13 protein-coding genes are annotated in these 14,599 nt (G+C 60.3%); 9 read left to right on the top strand and 4 right to left on the bottom strand.

Going from position 1 to position 14,599, the window contains the following annotated elements; all coding sequences use genetic code 11:
- The first annotated feature begins 306 nt into the window (after nt 1-306).
- From AAAX35_RS02625 to AAAX35_RS02585, 9 genes are all read left to right on the top strand, one after another.
- Complete coding sequence (locus AAAX35_RS02625; RefSeq protein ID WP_035137058.1) at nt 307-603, top strand: hypothetical protein; 297 nt, start codon at nt 307-309, stop codon at nt 601-603.
- A complete protein-coding gene (locus AAAX35_RS02620) occupies nt 600-1,109 on the top strand; it encodes a hypothetical protein (protein ID WP_035137057.1) in 510 nt (169 codons plus the stop codon). The genes AAAX35_RS02625 and AAAX35_RS02620 overlap by 4 nt, the downstream gene beginning before the upstream one ends.
- Nucleotides 1,110-1,198: 89 nt before the next feature.
- Entirely contained in the window at nt 1,199-1,798 is a 600-nt protein-coding gene (locus tag AAAX35_RS02615) for a hypothetical protein (protein WP_349116657.1), read from the top strand.
- The gene (locus AAAX35_RS02610) at nt 1,782-2,063 is read left to right on the top strand and encodes a hypothetical protein (RefSeq protein WP_035137055.1); all 282 of its coding nucleotides are present in this window, start codon (nt 1,782-1,784) and stop codon (nt 2,061-2,063) included. Before AAAX35_RS02615 ends, AAAX35_RS02610 begins: the two co-directional genes overlap by 17 nt.
- Before the next feature lie 18 nt (nt 2,064-2,081).
- Nucleotides 2,082-3,512, top strand: a complete 1,431-nt coding sequence (locus AAAX35_RS02605) for a hypothetical protein (RefSeq protein ID WP_349116656.1) — start codon at nt 2,082-2,084, stop codon at nt 3,510-3,512.
- 118 nt (nt 3,513-3,630) lie between these two features.
- Nucleotides 3,631-4,347 (top strand): DUF554 domain-containing protein, encoded by a 717-nt coding sequence (locus AAAX35_RS02600; RefSeq protein ID WP_349116655.1) that lies wholly within the window; start codon nt 3,631-3,633, stop codon nt 4,345-4,347.
- An 87-nt stretch (nt 4,348-4,434) separates the two neighbouring features.
- Complete coding sequence (locus AAAX35_RS02595) at nt 4,435-6,195, top strand: TerB N-terminal domain-containing protein (RefSeq protein ID WP_349116654.1); 1,761 nt, start codon at nt 4,435-4,437, stop codon at nt 6,193-6,195.
- Complete coding sequence (locus tag AAAX35_RS02590; protein ID WP_349116653.1) at nt 6,188-7,492, top strand: ATP-binding protein; 1,305 nt, start codon at nt 6,188-6,190, stop codon at nt 7,490-7,492. The genes AAAX35_RS02595 and AAAX35_RS02590 overlap by 8 nt, the downstream gene beginning before the upstream one ends.
- A 116-nt stretch (nt 7,493-7,608) precedes the next feature.
- Nucleotides 7,609-10,053, top strand: a complete 2,445-nt coding sequence (locus AAAX35_RS02585; RefSeq protein ID WP_349116652.1) for a DEAD/DEAH box helicase — start codon at nt 7,609-7,611, stop codon at nt 10,051-10,053.
- A gap of 26 nt (nt 10,054-10,079) precedes the next feature.
- On the opposite strand, the gene AAAX35_RS02580 is transcribed toward AAAX35_RS02585, so the two are convergent.
- From AAAX35_RS02580 to AAAX35_RS02565, 4 genes are all read right to left on the bottom strand, one after another.
- The gene (locus AAAX35_RS02580; RefSeq protein ID WP_349116651.1) at nt 10,080-10,958 is read right to left on the bottom strand and encodes a fused MFS/spermidine synthase; all 879 of its coding nucleotides are present in this window, start codon (nt 10,956-10,958) and stop codon (nt 10,080-10,082) included.
- Nucleotides 10,959-12,866 (bottom strand): tRNA uridine(34) 5-carboxymethylaminomethyl modification radical SAM/GNAT enzyme Elp3, encoded by a 1,908-nt coding sequence (locus tag AAAX35_RS02575; protein ID WP_349116650.1) that lies wholly within the window; start codon nt 12,864-12,866, stop codon nt 10,959-10,961.
- A gap of 97 nt (nt 12,867-12,963) precedes the next feature.
- The gene (locus AAAX35_RS02570) at nt 12,964-13,863 is read right to left on the bottom strand and encodes a DUF4097 family beta strand repeat-containing protein (protein ID WP_349116649.1); all 900 of its coding nucleotides are present in this window, start codon (nt 13,861-13,863) and stop codon (nt 12,964-12,966) included.
- Complete coding sequence (locus AAAX35_RS02565; protein WP_349116648.1) at nt 13,860-14,582, bottom strand: helix-turn-helix transcriptional regulator; 723 nt, start codon at nt 14,580-14,582, stop codon at nt 13,860-13,862. The genes AAAX35_RS02570 and AAAX35_RS02565 overlap by 4 nt, the downstream gene beginning before the upstream one ends.
- Nucleotides 14,583-14,599 lie beyond the last annotated feature (17 nt).

The raw sequence follows: 14,599 nt of genomic DNA, 5'->3' as shown, positions 1-14,599 counted from the left end.
GATGTTACCGCATCGTTTCGTCGACGTGTTCGAGACCGTCTCCATAATTGGCGTTTTTTACGTTCGTGCAATTCGGCGAGCGGCTTGATTTCCTCGGCAGACGATGCTTTTGACACATATGGCCCCGCCGTCGCCGACCGCGCGATTGTCGCTCGAAAAAAGTTGGAGTATTTTTTGCCGCCTTTTACCTGCGGAGACGCCAATCCGTCAAGCATTTGGTCAGAAATTGGTCAAGTAGCGGCTGATAAGGTCGGCGTCGACAGCCAAAACCGATAGAAGTTTTGGCCCAGAAGCAGGGAGGTTCCCATGGCATATTACTGGCCCCAGTACGGCATCGCCATCGAAGTCGACGACGATCCCCATCTCCTGCCTTTCGACGAAGAGGCATTCCCCGATACGACGGTCTACCACGTTACCACCGATGTGATCTGCGACCCCGAGTCGTTCTCGGCGCTCGCCCACCACATCGCGCATATCCACGACATCGAGCTCCCTCCCGACTTCGACGAGCTCGTCTACTCGCGCCGTCTGATGCTTCACATGCTCTTTGGAGCGGACCCGTCCACCTTTGCGCGCGTCTATACCGCCAAGGATGCCGCATGAGCGCGAAGAAGCCACCCCACTTTGCAGGCCTGGGTCGTCGCAAGAAGCTCATCGTTGCCTGCTTGGCCATCGTCTGTGCCCTTGTCGCCGTAGGACTATACGTTTGGCAGTCGCAGCCCGTACCCGAGGCGGGCGCTTCGGTTACGACGGCCGAGGGCAAAACGCGCCAGGAAATCCAAGATGAGCTCGACGCCATCGTCCGCGACAACATGATGACGATTTCGGTCGCGCCGGTCGCTCAGCTGCAGGAGGACGGCAAACTGCGCGTCAACGTGCAAAACGTCCAAGACAATAAATTTCCCCAGCGATTCCGCGTCATCCAAAACGACGAGACCATGTACGAATCCGGTGTGGTCGAGACCGGCAAGACAATCGAGACGTGCCCCGCCGGCGACATCAAAGAAGGCGAGGCGTACATCGAGATCCAGGCACTCGATGCAAAGACCCTCGACAGCCACGGCAATCCGACACGTGTCAAGGTACGGGTTGAGCAAACCGAGAACTAGCCTTCCGGCCGACACGGCACCGCATGCAATTCACCAGCATTCGTCCAATCATCGCGGGGACGGCCCGCGGCGAATAGAAAGGAACGACCATGGACATCACCAGGAACATGAACGGAGTCAGAGCGCTCGTCGTGGGCACAGGGCTCGCGCTCGCGCTCGCAATGGGCGCCGCCCCGACGCCAGCTATGGCAGCCGGGCGTGTTGGAACCACGAAGGTAATGGTCAAGACCGAGATCGACAACGTTGAGTTCAAAGTTCCGACGGTTATTCCCTTCGTCGCCAAGGCCGACGGCACGCTTCAGGGCCCCTCTGAAGACGCGACCACCATCGACAATCATTCGGCCTACGGCATCCATGTCACCAACATGAAGATCGACGCCATGAACACCTGGACCATTGCCGCCGACGCCAAGGCCGGAACCGCACAGAACTCCATCGACTTTAAGGTCGGCCCCGACGGCGCACTCCAGAACGCCAGCGCCGCAATGCAAGGGACGGGCCTCGATCTTTCCAAGAACGCAGCCTTCGACATGGGCTACCAGGGCATTGCCGGCGGCACGGACAAAATTAAGCTCAAGACAAGCGGAAACGTCGCCCGCGTCACGCGCGACATCTTCCGCGTAACCGGCGAAGGCGATCAGGTTGCAACGATCACCTGGACGGTCGAGCCCGGTGCGCACACGGCATAAGGCCGTCGCCCTGGCCGCCGCCGTCAGCATCCTAGCGTTTGGGCCAGCCATGGCCTTTGCCCAGCAAGAACAGGCTCAGGCCGCCACGCAAGTGACGGTCGACCTCTCGGAGCTCGACCGCGGCGACCGCGAGGAACCGTTGGCGCAGACAGGCGACAGACGATGGCTCTTGGCAGCAGGCGCCACAGCAGCAGGCGCGGGAACCGCCGGCCTCGGTCTGCACATCAAACGCAGCCAGAAACAAAACACGGACAGACCGCACTAAATTAGCTAAGGAGACCCCATGGCATCGAAGAACCTTTTGCCCGTCGTCGCACTCTGCGGCGCGCTCGCAACCGGAACGCCTGTCGCCGCTTGCGCGACTCCCGTCATGGCAGACTCCTTACCAGCAGCCCTAAGCTCCGCACCAAATCCGTCGAGCGCCATTGCGTGCAAGCGTTTTTCGATCGCACAGGCCGCAATCTCAACCTCGGGATGCCTTCGTCGTAACACGGACGACTCGATAGTCGTGGATATCAATCGTTCGAACAAGGCAAACGTCTCCCAGGCGGGGTGCGCCGTCTGCACGTGGCGCTCGGTTGTGCTCGATGCAGATGGCGATCCTTGCAATTTAGAGCTGCGCATCGACATCGCTTCGGTCGATGACTCGGCGAACGGAGCGAAGGTCGCCTTCGACGGTGCGCTTTTCGAGAAAGGAGGCGGTATATGCCTGGGCTGCGCCGCCGCGAATGCAGACGATGTGCAGCCCACCCTCTCATTCACGGCATCGTTGCGGCTGACCAAAGCCGGCGCCGATGCCATCGCGGCGGGAGAAGCGTCCCTGCTGTTCTACGCCGTCAGCACCAAAGACACAGACGCTCATTTCGAGAAGCCAGCCGGATCACTCAGCCTTACACGAGGGATAGAGGCAGGCCCTATTGAAATCGATGCCCACGCGCAAAGCAGGCAATGCATTCTTGCCGACCCGGCGCTTCTCGAAATGGAGTGGAACGGATCCGGAGCCATCGGAATTCTCCCCTCCGCGCTTGACGCCAAGACGCTCCCCTCAAACGACGAACCCATCAACACAACCATACAAGAGGAGAGCGCGGTCAAAGAAGCAGGTGCGGGCGACACGCCGTCGCCGACAAACGGCGTCCCAGCTTCTTTCGAAGCACCGAATGAGCCCGCTACCGATCCAAACAATCCCGAGCTCGCGGACAGCCTGGGGCTTGCTGATCCTCAAGAGATCGATGAAGGTAACTGCTGCGTGCTTGCCGCGCTCGACCACACAGAGGTCATCGACGCTGCGAACATCGAAGTTGCCGCCGCCAACCAGCCCGTCCGCAAGTCGGCTATCATCGCATTTCCTGAATCCATCGAAGTCGTCTTTTTGCCATCGGGCGAGGTCGTGGCCCCAACACTGCTCACCTTGTTGGGCGCCAAGAATACTCGAAACGAAATTAAAAAGGTCACGGTTGTCGACCCTGCAACCACCGCCAAGCTGCGTCTATACGCCGTTGCTCCAGACGGAGGCAAGACCTTGGAATTCGATGGTGACACACTCCTAGCCTGGCGACGTCTGGACATTATGCAAGACGTCTCGTATCAGATCGAACTCGAAGGGTTTGATCGTGCCCGCGATGCCAATATCATTGCCGCGGCTATTGAATCCCCACAGCGGCTTATGACGCTGCGCTTTGACTACTATCCCTATGTCCCGACAACCACCTGAGGCTTAAATACTGCGCATCATTCCTAACACCACTTATATAACGTATTAGATGAGTCGCGATGTGCCTCGCATTTCGTTCTGCTACGATTGCCACGTTGGCATCAATACAGGAGGGCTCATGCCGGGCTTGGGAACAATCATCAACGTTGTGCTTTTAGTTGCGGGCGGTCTTTTGGGATTAGCGGGCGGCCGCTTCATTACACCGCGCATCCAAGACACGCTCATGAAAGCATCGGGGCTGTGCGTCCTGTTTATCGGCCTTGGCGGCACCATGCAAAAGATGCTCCTTATCGATGGGGAGGCGCTGGCGACCACTGGTACCACCATGCTCATTGTCTCGTTCGCCCTCGGCTCGCTCATCGGCGAGGCCGTCAACTTGGAAGCCGTCATCGAGAACCTTGGCGAATGGCTCAAGCGCAAGACTGGCAGTGAGGGCGATAACGAGTTCACCAACGCTTTTGTCTCGACTTCACTCACCGTCTGCATCGGTGCCATGGCTATCGTGGGATCAATCCAAGACGGCCTGCTCGGCGACTGGTCCACGCTCGCCCTCAAGGGAGCGCTGGACTGCGTCATCGTCTGCACCATGACGGCGTCGCTCGGACGCGGCTGCATCTTCTCGGCCCTGCCCGTAGCCGTGTTCCAGGGGACGATCACGTTGTTTGCCGGCGCGCTCTCGCCCATCATGACCACAGCGGCCCTCAACAGCCTTTCGCTCGTAGGCTCCATGCTCATCTTCTGCGTCGGCGTCAACCTCATCCGTCCTCAGACCTTCCGCACGGCCAATATGCTTCCCTCCGTCGTCATCGCCGTCATCTACGCCCTCCTGTTCTAAATCTATCAACACAGCGGTATCTCGAACATCTGTTTGATGCTGTGCTATGATATGAGGTCACCGTAGCTGCGTTCGAGAGGAGAAGCGGTGGCCGACCAGGACATCAAGATGCTCATCGAGCGCATTATGGCCGAGGCCCGGACCCATCAGTCTGCCCGCTTCTCACATGAAGTCTACGCAGACGAGCCGATTCTCAAAACCGGTCGTCAGATGCAGAACTTCCTTCCCGACCAATACCGCAAGATGCGCGAAATATCGCGCTGGCAGGATGACCCCAAAGGCGGCGCGGGTCGCTGGCTTTCGGAAGCCGAGCTTTTCTACCGCCAAGGCCTGCTGATGGCCGACTTTGAGGACGACTGCCCCTACAACGGCACCTTTAAGTCGTACTTTCCCACCTACAATGCCATGAGCGATCGACAGTTGCGCGGCTACTTTACCTGGCGTGCCCAAGTGCGTCACGGAACCGTCGAAGAAACGTCTACGTCCTTTGCCTTTCTGTATCTCTATGAGCTGATTTGCGGCATTGGCGTAGATAATCCGCTCGATGGTTTTAACAAGATCAAGGCCTTTTGGGATGCCTATCGCGCCTTCGAGCCCGGCATCGACCGGTTTGCACGCGTGTGGCTGCAAGATTACGCCGTGTTCCACGGGCTCGACCCCAAGCTGCTTCGCGACTCTAAAACCGTCATGTTCGATAACGCCCTTATCGAGCTGCGGCGCGCGGCTCGAGACCTTGTACCAGCACAGGCACCGTCCGGCCAGACCCCTAAGCGTCGCAAAACCTCCGAGCCCACGCTCCCCCTTCCGCCCGACGAGGCAGGCGAGGAGCGACTCATGACCGCTATAAACGCCCTCTCCACGTACAACCTGAATAACTCACGGCTCGACCGTTCCCACCATCGCGACCTGCGCCACGTGGCATGCGCCGTGTATGTCCGTATGGCTCGTTACTATGACACGCACCGAAAGACCGGTATCGTGGCGAGCTTGTTTGGGGAGGAGACGGCCATGCCCTATACCATGTTTGCCTCGGCCGTGTTCTTTGCGCCCAATCGCCACGAGGACTGCGAATACCGTCTGGACCCCATCCATATTTACCGTTGTCAAAACGGCTTTTGGGAATGCATGCGCATCCACGGCAGCAGACAAAAAAGCAGCAAGCTCGGTGAGATGATGCGCGCTTGTGATCAGCGTCTGCGCTTGGCACTGGATCCCGGCCATCCCCTTAAGGAAGAGAAGGTCCCCAAATATCTGGCTAAGATTATCGATGACGAGATCGTAGCATGGCTCTCGTGGGATGCCGCACACCAGCCCGTCAAGATCGATATCGATCTGAGTCAGCTGGGGCACATTCGGAGCGCCGCTGCGCAAACGCGCGAAGCGCTTTTGATCGACGAAGAGCGCGAGGACGACGCATCCGCAGAAGCCGAGGCAGCGGACTCAGGGCAACCGGAAGCCGAGCCCGTAACCGACGCGATTGTCGAACCGGTCGTGGCACCCATTCGGCAGGACTTGACCGACGAGCCGACCATATCCACCGAACAGTTTGGTGTCGTGGCACCGCTTCTCGCGCCGACGCCCGCGTTCGCAGCTGCTGCGCCCGCTGACGCCACAAACGAACTCGCGCCCGCCGCAGATGCCTTCCTTCGCGCACTGCTCGAGCAAAACGCAGTACAGGCGGAATCGGCGGTAGCGCAATCGGGGCAGAGCGAGGACATGCTCGTCGATACCATCAACGAGGCGCTCTTTGACCTGGTGGGCGACACCGTAATTGAATTTAGCGCGGCAGGGCCGCAGATTATTGAGGACTACGAAGCAGACGTGAGAGGATACCTAGACCATGAGTGATACCGCATCCGCAGCACCCCGCGTGCCCAAGCGCGTCGCTGCCGTCATTCTCAACTCGCTCAAGGGCGGCGTGGTCCCGCGCATCGGCCTTCCCTACATTACCGTAGGGCGCGAGGTCGAGATCCGCGCCCTGCTCACCGATCTGAGTCTCATCGCCGACGGTGGGGCGAGCTTCCGCTTCCTGGTCGGTCGCTACGGCGCCGGCAAGAGCTTTTTGCTCCAAACCATCCGAACGCATGCCATGGGCGAGGGATTCGTCGTCGCCGATGCAGACTTGTCCCCCGAGCGCCGTCTGCAGGGCGGGCAGGGGCAGGGCCTTGCCACCTACCGCGAGCTCATACGCAATATATCGACCAAGACGCGCCCCGAGGGCGGTGCGCTCAACCTTATTCTTGATCGCTGGGTCACCTCGTGCGCCGACGTCGACGAGTCGGTCGTCAATGCCCAACTGGCCCCGCTCGAGGAAATGGTCCACGGCTTCGACTTCACCCGCATGCTCCGCCGCTATCGCACGGCCGTATCCGAGGGCGACGAAGAAGCCATGAGCTGCGTGACCAAATGGATCCGCGGCGAATACCGTACCAAGAGCGAGGCTCGCGCCGAGCTGGGCTCCTCGACCATCATCAGCGACGACGACTGGTACGACTACGTTAAGCTCATCGCGCGTTTTTTGGTCTGCAGCGGCTACAAGGGTATGTTGGTGCTCATCGACGAGCTCGTGAATCTGTATAAGATTCCCAACGCCATCACGCGCCAGTACAACTACGAGAAAATCCTGACCATGTACAACGACACACTCCAGGGCAAGGCGCAGTATCTGGGCATGATTATGGGCGGCACGCCAACCTCCATCGAAGACCGCCGCCGCGGCGTGTTCTCCTACGAGGCTCTGCGCAGCCGACTCGCTCAGGGTCGCTTTGCGCGCGAGGACCTTAAGGACATGCTCGCGCCCATCATCCGTCTGCAGCCACTCACCTACGAGGAGCTGCTGGTGCTGATCGAAAAACTCATGCAAATTCACGCCGGCTACTTTGGCTGGACGCCCACGCTTACCGAGAACGACTTGGTGGACTTCCTCAAGATTGAGTTTGGCCGCGTGGGGGCCGACACGCATCTGACGCCCCGCGAGGTCATCCGCGACTTTATCGAGCTGCTCGATATCCTGTGTCAGAACCCCGATGCAAATGTGGCGGAGCTACTGCAAAGCGTTGGTGGCGACGCGCTGGCGCCGGCAGCCGCAACAGGCGGCACCGGCACCGCAGACGGCGACCGTAACTTCGCCGAATTCACCATCTAACCTGCCAAAAAGGGACAGGTTTATTTTGGTAGGTTTTATCTGGGAAAACGTTGAGGCAGTAATGCAGCAAGCCACTGCCCACCGCGTTGAGAGATTCGCTTTTGAAAGGAGGCTCCGTGAACGCCTTTGACCGCTACGCCCCATTTATCCAAGACTTCATCTACTCCCACGATTGGGAGAGCTTGCGCTCTATCCAAGTTGCGGCGGCAGATGCCATCTTTAACACGCAGGACAATGTGCTCCTGACGGCATCCACGGCTTCCGGCAAAACCGAGGCGGCCTTCTTTCCCATCCTGACCGAGTTTTGGGAGAACCCGCCCGCAAGCGTTGGGGCCCTCTATATTGGCCCCCTCAAAGCACTCATCAATGATCAGTTCGTCCGTCTCAATGACCTGTGCGAAGAAGCCGCCATCCCCGTCTGGCACTGGCACGGCGATGTCTCGCAGTCGCACAAGGCAAAGCTCATCAAAAAGCCAAGCGGCATCCTACAGATTACGCCCGAATCACTCGAGGCACTCCTGATCCACAAGCACATGGCAATTCCGCGTATGTTTTGCGACCTGCGCTATGTGGTCATCGACGAGGTCCACTCGCTCATGCGTGGTGACCGCGGCGGGCAGACGCTCTGCCTTATCGAGCGTCTTTCGCGCATGGCGGGCGTGCGGCCCAGGCGCATCGGCCTTTCGGCCACCATCGGGGACCCGGAACGCACGGGCGCCTTCTTGTCGCAGGGGACGGGACGCGACTGCGTCATCCCCCGCTTTGAGGAGCCGCGCCGCGTGTGGCGTATCTCCATGGAGCACTTCTACAACTCGGGTCCCCAGGCTCAGCAGCGGGGATTCGAGGGCATGGGTCCTCAAGAGGCCGAAGTGCTTGCATGCGAGCGCATTGAGGCAGCGGCACCCGCGGCACTGCCCGTCAGCACCCAAGACATGCGCCATAGCGGACAACTCACACAGGAGGAACGCCGCCAATGTCGCGAGCAGGCACGGGGCAAGGCTGCCCCCAAGGACAGTCGCGCTTCCTCGGCCCCCGAGGGCGAAGTCGACATCCCCCGGGCCACCGAGCAGACGCTTCTCAACCCCACCGACACCGCACCCGACAACGCCGACCCCGGCATGGGCTACATCTTTGAACATACCCGCGGCCGCAAGTGCCTGGTCTTTGCCAACTCGCGCGAGGAGGCAGAGGCCGTGTGCTCCATGTTGCGCAGCTACTGCGAGAGCCGACACGAGCCCGACCGTTTCCTCATCCATCACGGTAATCTTTCGGCATCGTTGCGCGAGACGGCAGAAGAGCTTATGCGCGACGAGGAACAGGCACAGACAACCGTCACCACCTCCACGTTGGAGCTTGGCATCGATATCGGCCGTCTGGAGCGCGCCTTCCAGATTGACGCGCCGTTTACCGTCAGTTCCTTTTTGCAGCGCATGGGGCGCACGGGACGCCGCGATCTTCCACCCGAGATGTGGTTTGTCATGCGCGAGGAAGAACCCGAGCCGCGCACGATGATGCCCGAGACCATTCCGTGGAAGCTCCTGCAAGGCATCGCGCTCGTACAACTCTATCGCGAGGAAAAATGGGTCGAGCCGCCCGAGCTCGATCGACTCCCCTACAGTCTGCTCTACCACCAGACCATGTCGACCCTCGCCAGTACCGGAGAGCTCACGCCGGCCGAACTTGCCCAGCGCGTGCTCACACTCAGTTATTTCCACCGTATCTCGGCAGACGATTACCGTGTGCTGCTACGTCACCTCATTAAGATCGACCATATCCAGGTCACCGAAGGTGGTGGGCTCATTGTGGGTCTCGCGGGCGAGCGCATCATCAACAACTTTAAGTTCTACGCCGTGTTCCAGGAAAACGAGGAGTTCACCGTTCGCAGCGAGTCGGCCGAGTTGGGCACAATCGTCAATCCCCCACCGCCCGGCGAGCGCATCGCCATCGCCGGACACTGCTGGATTGTCGAGGAAGTGGACTGGAAGCGTCATACCGTCTTTGCCACACAGGTCAAGGGCCGTGTGCCGGCCTACTTTGGCGACTGCCCCGGTGACATCAATACACACGTACTCGAACGCATGCGCAAGGCGCTCAACGAGCATGCGGCATATCCGTATCTCATGGGCAACGCACGGGCACGTCTTGCACAGGCTCGCCATACGGCCGAGATTTCGGGCGCGGGGACCAAGCCACTCATCAACCTGGGTGGCGACACCTGGGTGCTCTTCCCCTGGCTGGGCAGCTACGCCTTTTTGGCGCTCGAACGCATGCTCAAGATTAAGTGTGCCGCGGAGCTGGGCCTTCGCGGACTCGACCCGTCACGTCCGTACTTTATGCAGTTTAAGATGAAGGCCGACGAGGAGACGTTCTTTGAGGTGCTCGCCGCCGAGGCCGAGAAGGACTTCGATCCCATCGAGCTCGTCTATCCCGGCGAGGTGCCTTATTTTGATCGTTACGATGAGTTCGTTCCCGAAGAGCTCGTGCGCAAGGGCTTTGCCGAAGGCATGCTCGACATCGAAGGCATGAAGCAGCGCGTTCTCGGCTGGCGCGACCACGCCTAAGACCAGTCTTTTTGGGACGGGGAAACTTATTTGTCGTGAAGGACGGTGCCGAGGAAGTCGGTGTCGAAGGGCACGGCTTCGGCAAAGGCGTAGTTGCCGTCGCTGGCGATGAGCAGGTAGTTTTCCTCGCCGCCAAACTTCGCATCGCCACATGGGACCACCCAGGCGTGGACGAATACCTCGAGTGCCGTGGCAGCGCAGTCGCGCAGGAACGTCACATCGCTCCCCTCGTTTGCGCTCACGATATTGGCCACGTAGATACCCCCGGGGTTCAGGCCGCCCCGCACCAGGCGCAGCGCTTCAACGGTCGCCAGCTCGCGCACGGGCTCGGCACCGCCAAAGCAATCGCTCACGACCACGTCGTAGCGACGATGGCCCACGCTCGTCACACCCAGATACGAGCGAGCCTCAGCGGTTATCACCCGCAGGCGATCGCCCGCCGCGCGCTCCAGCTCGTCTAGGTAAAACCAGCGGCGCGCCAGGCGCGTAATCTCTCCGTCATACTCGATGACGTCCATGCGCAAGCCCTCGTGCGACATCAGGGCGAATTTAGGATAGGCAAACCCGCCGCCGCCCAGCATCAGCATGCGGTCGATACCGTGACCATAAGCGTCGCGCATCGCATCCTCGGCCTCAAACACGTCGTCAAACGCGCGATAGTACGCAAAGACGGGCTCTGCCCAGCGCTCGCCAACGTAACTCGCGCTTTGGTAGACGCCGCCTTGCACCAATACGCGGACTTCGTCGTCGCCCTCGTCGTGCACGCGTTTCACACGCGCCAACCCATTGCGGGTTCGCGCAACCTGCAGACAGGCAGCACGAACAGCGACAGCGGCCGCACCAAGCGCCGCGGCTCCCAGAGCAACGCCGGCAACGACGCCGGCAGAAACACTCGGCTTGTTCATCTAGAGCTCCTTTTGCAGATAAAGACCATGGTCATAAAATCCAAGATGGCGATAGTACTCGCGCGTACCGATCGCGCTGATCACGTTGATGCGCGCATAGCCGGCATCCCGGGCAATCTCGCACGCACGCTCTACGAGCAAACGCCCCAACCCGTGATGCTGCGGCGCCTGGCCCTGGTCGCCCACGCGTGCCGCCATGCCATACACGTGCACCTCGCGAATCATCGCCTCGTCCGGCGACGTCGGCAACTCGTCCGCATGCGCGGCAACAAACGAATGGTCGGGCAGCGACAACCGCAAAAAGCCCGCGATCTTGCCCTGCGGCGTCACCCACTGCAAAAAGCGCTCGTAAGTCACCGGCGTCTCGTACGCCACTTCCTCATCAAGAGATAGCTCATCCAAGTCGGCACCCGCCGTACTGATCTCGCGATAGCGAATCTCGCGCACCGTCGCACCGTCACCCCGAGCAGCCAGGCGGTTCTCAACGAGCTGACGCAGGTTGGGTTTCTTGTTGCCCACCATAATGTCGTCGGAACTAAAGTCGCGGATCATGCGACTGATGCGGCAGAACGCCGGCGTCACCACGATGTCGTCGGCCAGCACATCGAGCAGCTCTTCCTCGGTATAGGGACGCCACTCGCCGCGCTCATAGCAGCCCACCAGACGCGAGCCCTCGATGAGCGCGCACGGGTAGACCTTGACCTCGTCGGGCATAAAGGCCCCTTCGGTCATAAAGCGTTCGTAGTCGCGCTTGTCCCCCTCGGGCGTGGCGCCCAGCAAGTTGAGCATAAAATGCGCGTGGATCTTAAAACCAAACAGGCGCGCAAGCGAAAACGCCCGCTCGATCTGCGCCACCGAAATGCGACGCTCGTTGATATCGAGCAGGTGCTGATCAAGGCTCTGGATGCCCATCTGGATCTTGGTGCAGCCCAGGCGGCGGATGAGCGTGAGGGCCTGCGGCGTTACGGCATCGGGGCGCGTCTCGATAACGAGCCCCACCACGCGATGCTTCGCCGTCTCGTTGATGCGCTGCTGACGCTCAAGCTCCTCCATCGTTGCCGTCTGCCACTCGGCAGCCTCGCCCCACGGCGTACCAGGACCGTACAGACGACGCACCGCGCGGTTATAGCCACCAACGACAGCATCCACACGCCCCTGCTCGTCGGCAACGCCGGCAGCAAGCTCAGCCTCGTCTGTCGCAATGCCGGCGGCCCGATAGCGCTCGCGGCGCTCCGCTACCACCGGCGGCAGGGCATCGGCGGGAGCGTCATCGAGCAGGCGCCCTGCCTCGGCACGGCTGATGCCCGGACGCGCCAACATGGGGTTAGCCGCCACACCAGCCACGGCATCGTCATTGAGCGCGCGGAAGAGCTCCGACATAAACCACGCCTGATACCCTTGCGGATAGTCGCTCCAGGTGCCACCGAGCACGATGAGCTCAATCTTATCGGTTGCGTGCCCCATCTGCGAAAGCGCGGTCAGACGAGCGCTCACCTGCAGATACGGGTCAAAGCAATTTTGCTCCGCACGGGCGCACGCCGGCTCGGCGTGCAGGTAGCTTTTGGGCATGCGCAGATCGTTGGGACAAAACAGGCAATCGCCCGAGCATGGCCAGGGCTTGGTGATGACGGTAATGGTCGCCACGCCCGAAGCCGTGCGACGAGGCTTCATGCGCAGGACCTGCAGCAGTTGACGTTCCAGATCGGAATCGACATTCCACGCAGCCCACCGAGCCGGCTCCTCACGTTTAACCCGCTGGTAAAACGGCAGCAGACGGCGCTTGGCCAAATCGCGTTTGTCGGCACCCTCACGGCGCGCCTCGGCATGTATCAGTTTGACGAGCGCTTTGTCGTCCACGGTCTCGCCGCGACGCAGGGCCTCGAGTATGTTCAAGATAATCTGTTCCATGCCCCCATTGTAAAGGCAAAGGCGCCGGAGCCGATCTCGGCTTCGGCGCCTTCATCAAAGAGCATGCCTATATGTACCGATCTCCGAAAACCGCATGTCACTCCGGATCAAACGACATGTCGCCCGAACCGACCTCGAAACGATACGTAGCAGACTTATCGCCGTTGTCGAATTCATGATTCAATATGGTCTCGCCATCGTAGCCAAGCGGAAGGAAATCGCTCTCGAAGTCACCGCTGCCCACGGTGAGGCTCGCCTTAAAGCCCGTAGAGTTCGGAACCGTCATCTCCACATCGCCCGAGTCCACGCTTACGTCCATCGACTTCGCGGGGGCCTGGTAGAGCTCGAACGTCACATCGCCCGAACCGACCTCAGCACTGAGCGCATCAGTCACGCTGCCCGTAAACTCAACGTCTCCAGAGTCCAAAGTCAGGTTGAGGTCATGACACGCAATGCCCGCGACCGTCAGGTCACCCGATCCTACATTCGCTGTAATGCCCACCATGTTATCGGCAACTTCGCGCGGCAGTTCGACGGTAACCGTGCGGTCAATGGCGCGCTCGTCATCGCAATCGAACTGGCGAATCTTGAGCGTAGAGCCCTTGATTTCGGCCAGGTTCTGGGTTGCCGCATCGAAGGCAACGGTCCCCGTTGCCACGCGACCGCTTTCAATTACGCGCACTGGCCCGCTGGAGACGTGTTTGACCTCGACCGTGCCCGACGTCACGTCCAAGTCAAGCGATGTGAACGCGTCGGCATCAAAGGTTTCGCTCGAAAGCTGCTGAGGCTGAGCGGAATAGTTACCGCCATCCAAAAGATCGTCCTCGTCAACCGCATCGTCCATACCAGACAGGCCGGATACAACATCGTCGAAATCCCACGGGCCATCAAAATGAATCAATGTCCGCGAAACGCCAAAGACAAGCCCAACAATGAGCACAAACGCTCCGATGCCAACACCCAGGCGTACCTTGGATTCATGCGAAAGCTTCATCATTCGTCACCCTCTTTGGCACATGGCTCAGCGGTGGTCGTGGTAGCCACGTCAGCATCAGGTTCCGCAGAAGCATCCTTCCCCTGGGCCTTGATCGCCACCGACGCCGGACCAACCTGAATATCCCCGCGCGCCCAATCACCATCGAGCGCACGCGCCACCCAGTGATAGATAGGAATCGTAAAGAAGATCAGTGCGGGAAAGGGGCTGGCACCAACCAGGAACATCAGTAAAAAGAACAGCAGCCAGCACACGGCCCAATACGGGAACGACTGGAACGGGCCCTTCACCGGAGTCGAGCCAACTGCGCCGCCACTCGTCGCCTGCGCCGTAGCGGCATTGGCGGCCTGCGCACTCCAGCTTGCCGCTTGCGCCGCCTTGGCCGCGGCATCACTTGCCTGCGTAGCTGCCTCCGTGGCGCGTGCCGCCGCCTCATGGGTGCGGGCGCGCTCTGCCGCCTCGGCCTCGCGCTGACGGGCGCGGTCCTCGTTCTCAAACTCGATATCGTCCTCGATCTCGTCGCTCGGATTGAGCAGCTCGTCCAGGCTCACGCCATAGAGTTTGGCGAGCGAGATCAGGTTCTCGGTATCGGGCGAGCTCTCCGCGCGCTCCCATTTACTGACCGCCTGGCGCGACAGTCCCAGCTTTCGTGCCAGCCCTTCTTGGCTAAAACCCTTCCTGCGACGAAGGTCGGCGAGCCGCTGCGCAGTTTCTACATTCATGGTTCCTCCTATGTGAT

This window comes from Collinsella sp. CLA-ER-H11 (assembly GCF_040092445.1).
GTDB lineage: Bacteria > Actinomycetota > Coriobacteriia > Coriobacteriales > Coriobacteriaceae > Collinsella.
The sequence above is the reverse complement of the archived record's forward strand: the minus strand, read 5'-3'. Positions and strand labels throughout refer to the sequence as shown.